Here is a 12,851-nt window from a genome sequence, read left to right on the forward strand (position 1 = left end):
TTATTATGCGTTCTTCCTAACAAACTCTCTTACAACCGAGAGAAATCATTGAAAAGTGCAAGCCCCATTAACAACACCAGCAGTATTGAGCCAATGCGATAACTAAAGTCTTGAACTCGCTCGGATACCGGCCCGCCCTTCAGTTTTTCAATTGCCAAAAACAGCAGGTGTCCCCCGTCCAGGACGGGAAGCGGGAACAGATTGATTATCCCGAGGTTCACGCTAATCAGCGCGAGGAACATCAGATAATAAATCAACCCAAACTCCGCTGACATTCCAGCCCCCTGGGCGATAGAAATCGGCCCGCTGAGGTTGTTCAGTTTGACATCACCGGTTATCAATTTACCCAACATCCTGACCGTCAACGACATCAGTTGCCAGGTTTTATCCGTGGCTTCAGCAATGGCCGCAAACGGCCCATACTGACGCACTGTCTTATATTCATCGGGCAGCGGAATGACCTTTGGTACCACTCCTGCAAACCCTTCAGCCTTACCTTTTGCGGACTTCGTATCAGGCGTCAGCGTAACAGATAAGGGGGTCCCCTGTCGCTCAATGTCCAACACCAGCGCCTTGCCTGGGTTGTCACGCACCAGATTAACAAACGTCATCCACTGCGTTAACGGCTGGCCATCGACTTTAACGATCCTGTCGCCCGCTTGCAAACCAGCCTTCTTCGCAGCCGAGTTTGCCTGTACTTCCGCCAGAACCGTATCAATCTGCGCGCTGCGAGGCTGAATACCTAACGACGCTACCGGATCTTGTTTATCCGGCTCGAAAGCCCAGTGCCGCAGATCGAGGATTTTATCCTGACGCTGGCTGCTGCCGAAAGGGGCGACCGAAACTATTGTTTGCTCATCGCCAATCTTCGTCACCAGCGCCATACGCACGGCATCCCAATCAGGCGTTTCGATGCCATCTATCGCTTTAAGTTCCGTTCCTTTTGCAATTTGTGCGTGTGCAGCAATCGAATCGGGTACTATTTCGCCAACGACAGGGCGAACGCCGGGGACGCCTATAATGAAGACCAGCCAGTAGGCAAAGATGGCAAAAATGAAGTTGGCGATAGGCCCGGCGGCGATTACTGCCGCCCGCTGGCCCACGGTTTTGTTGTTAAACGCGTAGTGGCGCATCTCTGGCGCCACCGGCTCGACGCGTTCGTCGAGCATCTTGACGTAGCCACCGAGTGGGATAAGCGCGATGACGAATTCCGTCCCCTGCTTGTCGCTGCGTCGCCATAACGCTTTACCAAAACCAATGGAGAAGCGTTCAACGCGGATGCCACAGCGACGAGCCACCCAGAAATGACCAAACTCATGCACGGTGATCAATACGCCCAGCGCAATGATAAAGGCAGCCAAATTCCAGAGTACGCTTAGCATAAAACCTTCCGTCAAATCGTCCTGAAGACCAACAATAGCAGACAGGCAAACACCGGTACCGCCGCCGTCAGGCTGTCGATACGATCCAGTATTCCACCGTGTCCGGGAATCAGATGACCGCTATCCTTAATGCCGGCCTCTCGCTTAAACATACTCTCTGTCAGGTCACCCAGTACTGATGCCAGCGCGGCGACCACAGAACAAATCAGCAGTACCGTTGGGGTCACATCGAGATTTGCCCACAGACCGTAGGCCCAGGAGATCACCGCGGCGGTCACCAGGCCACCGAAGAAGCCCTGCCAGGTTTTCCCCGGAGAGACCTTAGGTGCCAGCTTGTGCTTACCGAACAGCTTGCCAAACATATAGGCACCGGAATCGGCACCCCAGACAAGAATCATCACGTACAGCAACCACAGTGCGCCGCTGTAGTGGTTATCGGCATAGTGCCATGCGCGTAACGCCAGCATGCCCCAGAAAAAGGGAACGATGGTCAGAATGCCGAAGATCAGGCGCAGAACTTTAGAGTTCCGCCAGAACGCGGCAGATGCCGGGTAAGACAGCACCAGCAGCAGCGCCACAATCCACCAGCCAAACGACGCCCACAGCGCCCCCTCAACCAAAGGCTGATGTACGTCATAGTGGTATTCTGGCATCAGGAAAAGCATCAACGCTAACAGCAGGCCGCAAAGCAGCGCCAGCCAGATGCGTTGTGAGGTAGAAGTGAAACCGCTAAATTGTCCCCACTCCCAGGCAGCGAGCATGCAGACAACCAGCGTGACAATAGCAAACCCCGCCGGCGGCAACAGAAAAAGCGCCGCAATTACCGCGGGAATTAAGACCAAAGCCGATATCAGGCGATACTTCAGCAAAAGTGACCCCCATCAGGCATGATTGCCACCCGGCTCAGTGCCGCCGAAACGACGCTCTCGATTAACAAAGGCATGAAGTGCACCTTCAAAGTCCTGTTCAGCAAAATCGGGCCAAAGAACATCGGTAAAGTAAAGTTCGGCATAGGCAATTTGCCAAATCAAAAAATTACTGATGCGATGCTCTCCCCCGGTCCTAATAACTAAATCTACAGGTGCCAGCTCATGCATGCAGACCTGCTGACTCAGCATGTCTTCGGTGATCTGTGCGGGCTGAAGTAACCCTTTCTGTACCTGTTCAGCCAGATGGCGGACACCCTGAGTAATATCCCAGCGCCCACCATAGTTCGCGGCAATATTCAGCGTTAAGCCTGTATTGTTTTCCGTCAACGCTTCCGCTTTGCGGATACGCTCCTGTAGACGGGAATTAAAACGCGTTGTATCGCCGATAATCCGCAGACGGACGTTGTGCCGGTGCAGACTTTTGACTTCGCTATCCAGTGCCCAGACAAACAGTTCCATCAATGCAGTAACTTCCTGCGCGGGGCGGTTCCAGTTCTCACTGCTGAATGCGTATAGCGTTAACGCTTCAATACCATTGTTCGCCGCGAAAGAAACGGCACGACGAACCGATTTCGCCCCGGCTTTATGGCCGAATGCGCGAATTTTTCCTTGTTGCTTAGCCCAGCGACCGTTGCCATCCATAATAATGGCGACATGACGGCAGCCATGAGCAAGCGACCCTTCGCTGACAGTGTGATTAGCAGACAACATATATGCGTTTTAAGTCCATAATAAGGATTAGCCAAGCCACTAAACGCAAGCAACAGGTCAGCGCTGTATACGCATTTTTATCCAGTGCCGAAGCTGCAGCTAATCGCAGAGAACAACCAAAAGCTTTACGCAAAAAAGCCGTGTTTTTCCACGGCCACCGAAATCTATTACATCAATATGTAACGATTGGGTGGCGCAGACTATATCACTGAAGCCCAGCGCCCACAAATATCACAGCGTGTCGCTGAGGTTCAGACCCGCGTTATCAGACGTTTAATCTGTTGCTGTGCGGTCACCCTGGCATGGGCGTCGATCGCCAGTACTTCCTCAATGCTTTGAGGCTCATCCAGCGCCAGTTGATCCAGCACGCCCTGGTTGATCGCGGCAATGTCGGTGAAGCGAATCTCTTGCGCCAGGAAGGCAGCGACGGAGATTTCGTTTGCCGCATTCAGCGCCGTGGTTGCCGCCTGACCATGCTCAAATGCATCCATCGCCAGTTTCAGACAGGGGTAACGTCCATAATCCGGCGCGGAAAAGCTCAGGTGACTCAACTGACAGAAATCTAACGCCGGCACACCGGAATTGAGGCGCTCTGGCCACCCCATCGTATGGGCGATAGGCGTGCGCATGTCTGGTTCGCCAAGCTGCGCAATCACGCTACCGTCAAGATAACGCACCATCGAATGGATCACGGATTGCGGGTGGATCAGTACTTCCATCTGCCGGGCCGAGGCGTTGAACAACCAGCGGGCTTCGATATATTCCAGCCCCTTGTTCATCATGGTGGCGGAATCCACGGAAATTTTGCGTCCCATTGACCAGTTAGGATGGCGGCAGGCCTGATCCGGCGTCATTGCAGCCAGATCGGCTATTGCCGTCTCCCGGAAAGGACCACCCGAACCGGTCAGCAGAATCGACGAAACGCCATTCTGCGTTAAATCAGCGTATCCAAGATTATGTTGAACAGTTACCGGCATACTCTGAAAAATAGCGTTATGTTCGCTATCAACGGGCAACAAACGCGCGCCGGACTGCTGCACCGCATCCATAAACAGACGCCCGCAGGTCACCAGAGATTCTTTATTTGCCAGCAGCACCGTTTTACCGGCACGAATTGCCGCCAGCGTCGGCACCAGCCCTGCGGCGCCTACGATCGCAGCCATCACCTGATCGACATGGTCCATCGCCGCAACGTCAGCGGCAGCCTGCTGGCCGCTCAATACTTCAGTCTGGCTACCGCTTTCACGCAGCCGAATGCGCAACGTATCCGCGCTTTGCGCATCGTCCATGACCGCGTAGCCAGGGGAGAATTCCAGACACTGTTCAACCATACGGTCGACATTTTTCCCCGCGACCAGCGCGGCGACGGAAAAGCGATCGGGGTTATGGCGCACCACATCCAGCGTGCTGCATCCAATTGAACCGGTCGAACCGAGAACGGTTAATTGCTTCATGAGATGTCCAGAAGAATTGAGACAGGATAAAAAGAAAAACGCCGCCAGCAAGCCCTTGCGCATCAGTAACATGGGAACGGTTTTGCACAAGATCGGCTTTAATAAGCGTCAAATGCACCCCGTTTAACACAATCCCAGGAACTGCGCGTTCGGTCTTCTGTACGGCGTTTCAGACTTGACGACCGCAGCCCATCAGCAGCGATGCGCGGCGGTCGCTTCAGCAGAGAATCAGAACTGCATCAGTTCCGCTTCTTTATCTGCCAGCGCCGCATCAACTTTCTTAATGGCGGCGTCAGTCATTTTCTGCACGTCGTCCTGAGAACGGCGATCGTCATCTTCGCTGATCTCTTTGTCTTTCAGCAGCGCTTTTACTTTGTCGTTGGCATCACGACGAACGTTACGTACTGACACGCGAGCCTGCTCGGCTTCGGCGCGTACGATCTTCGTCAGATCTTTACGACGTTCTTCCGTCAGCGGCGGCAGCGGAACGCGAATGTCGGTACCCGCTGAGCTTGGGTTCAGGCCGAGGTCGGAAGCCATGATGGCTTTCTCAACGGCCGGGCTCATAGAGCGGTCGAACACGTTGATTTTCAGAGTACGTGAGTCTTCTACCGTTACGCTTGCCAGCTGACGCAGCGGCGTCGGCGTGCCGTAGTATTCCACGACGATGCCATCCAGCAGGCTGGGAGAAGCACGACCCGTGCGTATTTTGCTGATTTGGGTTTTGAACGCTTCGACGCATTTTTCCATGCGTACTTCAGCATCTTTTCTGATATCGCTAATCACGTTACGAATCCTTGAAAACTTGTCTCAGACAGACCAGACGGTCGCTCACCGCAAAAGTGAGCTAAGTATAGTCAGGTTTAATGCAAATCACCGGGCAATGCACCCGCGAAAGTAAAGCGGAATATTACCCGGATTTGGCGCTGACGGGAATTATTCCGTAATCAAAGTGCCTTCTTTTTCGCCCATCACCACGCGACGCAGTGCGCCAGGTTTATTCATGTTGAAGACGCGAATCGGCAATTTGTGGTCACGCGCCAGGGTAAAGGCGGCCAGATCCATAACTTTCAGTTCTTTATCAAGCACTTCGCTGTAGCTCAGTTGCTCGTACATCGTTGCGGTCGGATCTTTGGCCGGGTCAGCGGTAAATACGCCGTCGACTTTGGTGGCTTTCAGCACCACATCGGCTTCGATTTCAATACCGCGCAGGCAGGCTGCAGAGTCGGTAGTGAAGAACGGGTTACCGGTACCCGCAGCCAGGATAACAACGCGGTTGTTACGCAGCAGGCTGATCGCTTCCGCCCAGCTGTAGTTATCACACACGCCATTCAGCGGAATCGCTGACATCAGGCGAGCGTTCACATAGGCGCGATGGAGAGAATCTCGCATTGCAAGGCCGTTCATCACCGTTGCCAGCATGCCCATGTGGTCGCCCACAACGCGGTTCATACCCGCTTTCGCCAGACCAGCACCACGGAACAGGTTACCACCACCAATCACGACGCCGACCTGAATACCCAGTTCAACCAGTTCTTTGATTTCCTGAGCCATACGGTCAAGTATGCTTGCATCAATACCGAAGCCTTCCGAACCCTGCAGAGCTTCGCCACTTAACTTAAGCAGAATACGTTTGTAGACAGGTTTTGCATTGGTAGCCATGTTTCTTTCCTGAGACGGTGACAAGTGAGATGAGTTAATTCTGGCGACATTGTATGTCGCTTTTCAGCACAGCCACTATAAGCATTGCGCTGAATTTACAAAACGGGCACAAAAAGAAGCCGCCCTCAGGCGGCTCCTTGTGAAAATTAAGACTGCTTGGACATCGCAGCAACTTCTGCTGCAAAGTCGGTCTCAACTTTCTCGATGCCTTCGCCCACTTCAAAGCGGATGAAGCCAGTTACGTCAGCGTTGTGCTCTTTCAGCAGCTGAGCAACAGATTTGCTCGGGTCCATTACGAACGGCTGGCCAGTCAGAGAAACTTCGCCGGTGAATTTCTTCATGCGGCCTTCAACCATTTTCTCTGCGATTTCTTTCGGCTTACCAGACTGCATCGCGATGTCCAGCTGAACCTGGTACTCTTTCTCAACGACTTCAGCAGAAACGTCTTCCGGCTTAACGAATTCAGGCTTGCTTGCAGCGATGTGCATTGCCAGCTGTTTAACCAGCTCCTGATCGGCGCCTTTAGCAGCAACCAGAACACCGATACGTGCACCGTGCTGGTATGAACCCAGAACGTCGCCTTCCAGAGCAGAAACGCGACGAATGTTGATGTTCTCACCGATTTTAGCAACCAGCGCAACACGCTCTTCTTCGAACTGTGCTTTCAGAACGTCAACATCAGTGATTTTGCCAGCAACAGCTGCATCCAGAACTTTGTTAGCAAATGCCTGGAAACCACCATCTTTAGCAACGAAGTCAGTCTGGCAGTTAACTTCCAGAATGATGCCGTAGGTGCCATCGATTTTAGTGATGATCACGCCGTCAGCAGCAACGTTGCCTGCTTTCTTCGCTGCTTTGATCGCGCCGGATTTACGCATGTTTTCGATTGCCAGCTCGATGTCGCCGTTAGCTTCAGTCAGCGCTTTTTTGCAATCCATCATGCCTGCGCCAGTACGTTCGCGCAGCTCTTTTACCAGGGATGCGGTAATTTCAGCCATTCTTTAATCCTCGGGAGAGATGACCTGCCCGGTTCGCAGAACCAGACAGGTTTAAAAGTGAAAAAGGGGCCAAATATAGGCCCCTATTTATACACGGTACTAAATAAGGGATAGACCTTATTATTCAGCTTCTACGAAGCTTTCTTCAGCCTGAGAAGCCAGATCCTGAGAACGACCTTCACGCACGGTAGTCGCAACAGCACCCAGGTACAGGCTTACTGCGCGGATTGCGTCGTCGTTACCCGGGATAACGAAGTCTACGCCGTCCGGATCGGAGTTAGTATCAACGATAGCAAATACCGGGATACCCAGGTTGTTTGCTTCTTTGATAGCGATGTGTTCGTGGTCTGCATCGATAACAAACAGTGCGTCCGGCAGGCCGCCCATGTCTTTGATACCGCCCAGGCTGTTTTCCAGCTTGTCCAGCTCACGAGTACGCATCAGCGCTTCTTTCTTGGTCAGCTTCTCGAAAGTACCGTCCTGGGACTGAGTTTCCAGGTCTTTCAGACGTTTGATGGACTGACGAACGGTTTTCCAGTTAGTCAGCATGCCGCCCAACCAGCGATGGTTCACGAAGAACTGGTCGCAGCTGTTAGCAGCTTCTTTTACCGCTTCGCTTGCAGCGCGTTTAGTACCGACGAAAAGGATTTTACCTTTACGTGCAGAGATTTTGTTCAGTTCAGCCAGAGCTTCGTTGAACATCGGTACAGTTTTCTCAAGGTTGATGATGTGAACTTTGTTACGTGCGCCGAAGATGAAAGGCTTCATTTTCGGGTTCCAGTAACGGGTCTGGTGACCAAAGTGAACACCAGCCTTGAGCATGTCGCGCATGGAAACAGTTGCCATGTTTAAAACCTCTATAGATAAAGTTGGGGTTATGCCTCCACGTATCCCATATTACCGACCCCAAAGGGCACCCCGGAATATGTGCCGATACGTGTGTGTTATTTACACAAAATGAGATTTGTCGCTTCAGTCCATCCTGTGTAGTTCGAATGGAACGGAAGTCCGGCGCGCTTTATACCACAAAACCAGACCGGACACCAACTCTTGTTGACGTCACGTGCTGTTAATGATTCTCAATTTGGCACCAGGTCGCCCGGACTGTTAACATTGACAGGACTTACTCTATTATTGTCGAAAAAATCGGCGCAGCTGGACAGAATCCACCATGGCTATATCTATTAAAACACCTGAAGACATCGAAAAAATGCGCGTGGCCGGCCGCCTGGCCGCTGAAGTGCTGGAAATGATCGAACCTTACGTGAAACCGGGCGTCAGCACCGGCGAACTGGACCGTATCTGTAACGATTATATCGTCAACAACCAGCAAGCAATCTCAGCCTGCCTCGGCTACCACGGCTACCCGAAATCCGTGTGCATCTCTATTAATGAGGTCGTTTGTCACGGCATCCCTGATGACGAAAAACTGCTGAAAGACGGCGACATCGTCAACATTGATGTGACGGTGATTAAGGATGAATTCCACGGCGATACCTCGAAGATGTTTATCGTCGGCAAACCGACCATCCTCGGCGAGCGCCTGTGCCGCATCACCCAGGAAAGCCTGTATCTGGCCCTGAAGATGGTCAAGCCGGGAATCAACCTGCGCGCGATTGGCGCCGCTATCCAGAAATTCGTTGAAGCCGAAGGTTTCTCGGTCGTACGCGAATACTGCGGTCACGGCATCGGCCGCGGCTTCCATGAAGAGCCGCAGGTGCTGCACTACGACTCCCCGGAAACCAATGTGGTGCTCAAACCTGGCATGACCTTCACCATCGAGCCGATGGTCAACGCCGGCAAAAAAGAGATCCGCAGCATGAAAGACGGCTGGACGGTGAAAACCAAAGACCGGAGCTTGTCTGCGCAGTACGAGCATACTATTGTGGTGACAGAGAACGGCTGTGAGATTCTGACGTTACGCAAGGATGACACCATCCCGGCGATAATCTCGCACGACGCATAACGAAAAGCCGGCGCCCGCCGGCTTTTTTATGACAAGCGTCCTGCCGTCACCCTTCGGGCCGCCGCAAGCGACGTTAAAAATCGCTCCCGGCGTTTATTATGACGGGCTTCCTGCCCGTCACCCTTCGGGCCGCCGCAAGCGACGTTAAAAATCGCTCCCGGCGATTTTTTATGGGCGATAGTTTTTTCATATGGTGACGCAATGAGCAACCCTTTACCTGACACTGTCTCCCCTCCCCTTTCCGGTCAGCCGGCGAATCCCGGCAGTTGGCCACAGGCGGATTTACACTGTGCCGCCATCAAGGCACACCTTGATAGCTTCCAGCGCTGGCTGGGCGAGGCGTTTGATAGCGGCATCGCCGCCGAACAGCTAATCGAAGCGCGGACCGAATTTATCGACCAGTTGCTTCAGCGGCTGTGGGTTGATTACGGCTTTGGTTCGGTCAACGACCTGGCGCTGGTAGCGGTTGGCGGATACGGTCGTGGCGAACTGCATCCGCTCTCCGACGTCGACCTTCTGATCCTCAGTCGCAAAAAACTCGCCGATGACCAGGCGCAGAAAGTGGGGGAACTGCTGACGCTGCTGTGGGACATCAAGCTGGAGGTCGGTCACAGCGTCCGTACGCTGGAAGAGTGTCTTCTCGAAGGGCTATCCGACCTTAGCGTCGCCACCAACCTGATTGAATCACGCCTGCTGATCGGCGACGTCGCTCTGTTCCTGGAACTCCAGAAGCATATCTTCAGCGATGGCTTCTGGCCCTCGGAGAAGTTCTTTGCCGCCAAGGTCGAAGAGCAGCAGATCCGCCACCAGCGTTATCATGGCACCAGCTATAACCTCGAGCCGGATGTGAAAAGCAGCCCCGGTGGGCTGCGCGATATTCACACCCTGCAGTGGGTTGCCCGTCGCCACTTTGGCGCCACCTCGCTGGATGAAATGGTCGGTTTCGGCTTTATTACTGAAGCGGAGCGCAACGAACTTAACGAGTGTCTGCACCAGCTCTGGCGGATCCGCTTTGCTCTGCATCTGGAGCTCACCCGCTACGACAACCGTCTGCTGTTTGACCGCCAGCTCAGCGTGGCCCGTCGACTGCGCTACGAAGGCGAGGGAAACCAGCCGATCGAGTACATGATGAAGGATTTCTTCCGCGTCACCCGACGGGTCGGCGAGCTGAATCACATGCTGCTCCAGCTGTTCGATGAAGCAATCCTCGCCCTCACGGAAGATGAAAAGCCGCGGCCCATTGATGATGATTTCCAGTTGCGCGGCACGCTCATCGATCTGCGCGACGACACGCTGTTTATCCGTGAGCCGCAGGCCATCCTGCGCATGTTCTATATCATGGTGCGAAACAGCAACATCACCGGGATCTACTCCACAACCCTGCGCCATCTGCGCCATGCCCGGCGCCACCTGACCCAGCCTCTGTGCTATATCCCGGAAGCGCGCAGCATTTTCCTCAGCATGTTGCGCCATCAGGGCGCTGTCAGCCGTGGCCTGTTGCCGATGCACCGCCACAGCGTGCTGTGGGCCTACATGCCGCAGTGGTCGCATATTGTCGGCCAGATGCAGTTTGACCTGTTCCATGCCTATACCGTCGATGAGCATACGATCCGCGTGCTGCTGAAGCTGGAAAGCTTCGCCAAAGAAGAAACCCGCAGTCGTCACCCGCTGTGCGTCGAGCTGTGGCCTCGCCTGACCCACCCGGAACTGATTCTGATTGCGGCGCTGTTTCATGACATTGCCAAAGGCCGTGGGGGCGATCACTCGGTGCTCGGCGCGCAGGACGTACTGAAATTTGCCGAGCTGCACGGGCTCAACTCCAGAGAGACCCAACTGGTCGCCTGGCTGGTGCGCCATCATCTTCTGATGTCGGTCACCGCGCAGCGCCGCGATATTCAGGATCCCGAAGTCATCAAGCAGTTCGCCGAAGAGGTGCAGACGGAAAACCGCCTGCGCTACCTGGTGTGCCTGACCGTCGCCGATATCTGTGCAACCAACGAAACCCTGTGGAACAGCTGGAAACAGAGCCTGCTGCGCGAGCTTTACTTCGCGACGGAAAAACAGCTGCGTCGGGGTATGCAAAGCACGCCGGATATGCGCGAACGAGTTCGCCACCATCAGCTACAGGCGCTGGCGCTCCTGCGGATGGAAAACATTAACGAAGAGGCGCTGCATCAAATCTGGAACCGCTGTCGCGCCAACTACTTCGTTCGCCATACGCCAAACCAGCTCGCCTGGCACGCCCGCAATTTGCTCAAGCACGATCTCAGTAAACCGATGATCCTGCTCAGCTCGCAGGCAACCCGCGGCGGGACAGAAATCTTTATCTGGAGCCCGGACCGGCCTTATCTTTTCGCCGCCGTCTGTGGCGAGCTGGATCGCCGCAACCTGAGCGTCCACGATGCGCAGGTCTTTACCACCCGTGACGGGATGGCGATGGACACCTTCATCGTCCTGGAGCCGGACGGCAGCCCGCTTTCCGCCGATCGCCATGAGATGATTCGACTTGGCCTCGAGCAGACCATTACCCAACGCAGCTGGCAGCCACCGGCGCCACGCCGACAGGCCGCAAAACTGCGTCATTTCTCCGTGGCCACCGAAGTCAATTTCTTGCCAACGCACACCGACAGAAAATCATTCCTTGAACTGATTGCCCTCGATCAGCCCGGACTGCTGGCGCGCGTCGGTCAGGTGTTCGCCGACCTCAATATTTCACTCCATGGGGCCAGAATTACGACAATTGGTGAGCGAGTAGAAGATTTATTTATAATCGCGACGGCAGACCGGCGTGGGCTTAATAATGAGCTACAACAAGAAGTACAACAACGGTTGACAGAGGCCCTCAATCCAAACGATAAAGGGTGACGAACTTTTAATGTGTAAAGAGAAAGAGTAAACAATGCAGCAATTACAGAATGTTATTGAGTCCGCCTTTGAGCGTCGCGCCGACATCACGCCGGCAAATGTGGATACCGTAACCCGCGAAGCGGTTAACCAGGTGATTTCTCTGCTTGATTCCGGCGCGCTGCGTGTCGCTGAAAAAATCGATGGCCAGTGGGTCACCCATCAATGGCTGAAGAAAGCGGTTCTGCTCTCTTTCCGTATTAACGATAACCAGGTTATCGACGGTGCGGAAAGCCGCTACTTCGATAAAGTACCGATGAAATTCGCTGACTACGACGAAGCGCGTTTCCAGAAAGAAGGTTTCCGCGTGGTGCCACCGGCTGCGGTGCGTCAGGGTGCATTCATTGCCCGCAACACCGTCCTGATGCCGTCCTACGTTAACATCGGCGCCTACGTTGATGAAGGCTCCATGGTTGATACCTGGGCGACCGTCGGTTCCTGCGCGCAGATTGGTAAAAACGTTCACCTGTCCGGCGGCGTCGGCATCGGTGGCGTTCTGGAGCCGCTGCAGGCTAACCCGACCATCATCGAGGATAACTGCTTCATCGGCGCACGCTCTGAAGTGGTTGAAGGCGTCATCGTCGAAGAAGGCTCCGTTATCTCCATGGGCGTATACCTGGGCCAGAGCACCAAAATTTACGACCGCGAAACCGGCGAAGTGTTCTACGGTCGCGTTCCGGCGGGTTCCGTAGTGGTTTCCGGCAACCTGCCGTCTAAAGATGGCAAATACAGCCTGTACTGCGCGGTGATTGTGAAGAAAGTCGATGCGAAGACCCGCGGTAAGGTCGGCATCAACGAACTGCTGCGCACCATCGACTAAGCAAGTCGTTTAAAAAGCGGGGGCA

The 12,851-nt window shown here is 54.1% G+C and carries 11 protein-coding genes; 3 read left to right on the forward strand and 8 right to left on the reverse strand.

Annotation, left to right across the window (positions count from 1 at the left end; translation table 11 throughout):
• Positions 1 to 29: 29 nt before the first annotated feature.
• The 8 genes from rseP to rpsB form a co-directional block, all read right to left on the reverse strand.
• Positions 30 to 1,382 carry a sigma E protease regulator RseP gene (gene rseP / locus EDF82_RS20825; RefSeq protein ID WP_123757408.1) on the reverse strand — a complete coding sequence of 451 codons (1,353 nt, stop codon included), beginning with the start codon at positions 1,380 to 1,382 and terminating at the stop codon, positions 30 to 32.
• A gap of 11 nt (positions 1,383 to 1,393) precedes the next feature.
• A complete protein-coding gene (gene cdsA / locus EDF82_RS20830) occupies positions 1,394 to 2,251 on the reverse strand; it encodes a phosphatidate cytidylyltransferase (protein WP_123757409.1) in 858 nt (285 codons plus the stop codon).
• Positions 2,252 to 2,263: 12 nt separating this feature from the next.
• The gene (ispU, locus tag EDF82_RS20835) at positions 2,264 to 3,022 is read right to left on the reverse strand and encodes a (2E,6E)-farnesyl-diphosphate-specific ditrans,polycis-undecaprenyl-diphosphate synthase (protein WP_123757410.1); all 759 of its coding nucleotides are present in this window, start codon (positions 3,020 to 3,022) and stop codon (positions 2,264 to 2,266) included.
• 251 nt (positions 3,023 to 3,273) lie between these two features.
• Entirely contained in the window at positions 3,274 to 4,476 is a 1,203-nt protein-coding gene (ispC, locus tag EDF82_RS20840) for a 1-deoxy-D-xylulose-5-phosphate reductoisomerase (protein WP_123757411.1), read from the reverse strand.
• A 228-nt stretch (positions 4,477 to 4,704) separates the two neighbouring features.
• Positions 4,705 to 5,262, reverse strand: coding sequence for a ribosome recycling factor (frr, locus tag EDF82_RS20845; RefSeq protein ID WP_004858114.1), 558 nt, complete (start codon positions 5,260 to 5,262; stop codon positions 4,705 to 4,707).
• Positions 5,263 to 5,412: 150 nt separating this feature from the next.
• The gene (pyrH, locus tag EDF82_RS20850; RefSeq protein ID WP_123757412.1) at positions 5,413 to 6,138 is read right to left on the reverse strand and encodes a UMP kinase; all 726 of its coding nucleotides are present in this window, start codon (positions 6,136 to 6,138) and stop codon (positions 5,413 to 5,415) included.
• Positions 6,139 to 6,284: 146 nt separating this feature from the next.
• The gene (tsf, locus tag EDF82_RS20855; protein ID WP_123757413.1) at positions 6,285 to 7,136 is read right to left on the reverse strand and encodes a translation elongation factor Ts; all 852 of its coding nucleotides are present in this window, start codon (positions 7,134 to 7,136) and stop codon (positions 6,285 to 6,287) included.
• Positions 7,137 to 7,256: 120 nt separating this feature from the next.
• A complete protein-coding gene (gene rpsB, locus EDF82_RS20860) occupies positions 7,257 to 7,982 on the reverse strand; it encodes a 30S ribosomal protein S2 (protein WP_100682499.1) in 726 nt (241 codons plus the stop codon).
• Between the two features lie 325 nt (positions 7,983 to 8,307).
• Here rpsB and map point away from each other — a divergent pair, with 325 nt between their 5' ends.
• The 3 genes from map (at position 8,308) to dapD (ending at position 12,826) form a co-directional block, all read left to right on the forward strand.
• Complete coding sequence (gene map, locus EDF82_RS20865; RefSeq protein WP_123757414.1) at positions 8,308 to 9,102, forward strand: type I methionyl aminopeptidase; 795 nt, start codon at positions 8,308 to 8,310, stop codon at positions 9,100 to 9,102.
• A gap of 201 nt (positions 9,103 to 9,303) precedes the next feature.
• On the forward strand, positions 9,304 to 11,967 hold the full coding sequence (gene glnD, locus EDF82_RS20870) for a bifunctional uridylyltransferase/uridylyl-removing protein GlnD (protein WP_123757415.1): 2,664 nt from the start codon (positions 9,304 to 9,306) through the stop codon (positions 11,965 to 11,967).
• 34 nt (positions 11,968 to 12,001) lie between these two features.
• On the forward strand, positions 12,002 to 12,826 hold the full coding sequence (gene dapD / locus EDF82_RS20875; RefSeq protein WP_004872026.1) for a 2,3,4,5-tetrahydropyridine-2,6-dicarboxylate N-succinyltransferase: 825 nt from the start codon (positions 12,002 to 12,004) through the stop codon (positions 12,824 to 12,826).
• Positions 12,827 to 12,851: the final 25 nt, after the last annotated feature.

The sequence above is a fragment of the Klebsiella sp. BIGb0399 genome, assembly GCF_003752615.1.
Classification (GTDB): domain Bacteria; phylum Pseudomonadota; class Gammaproteobacteria; order Enterobacterales; family Enterobacteriaceae; genus Klebsiella; species Klebsiella lignicola.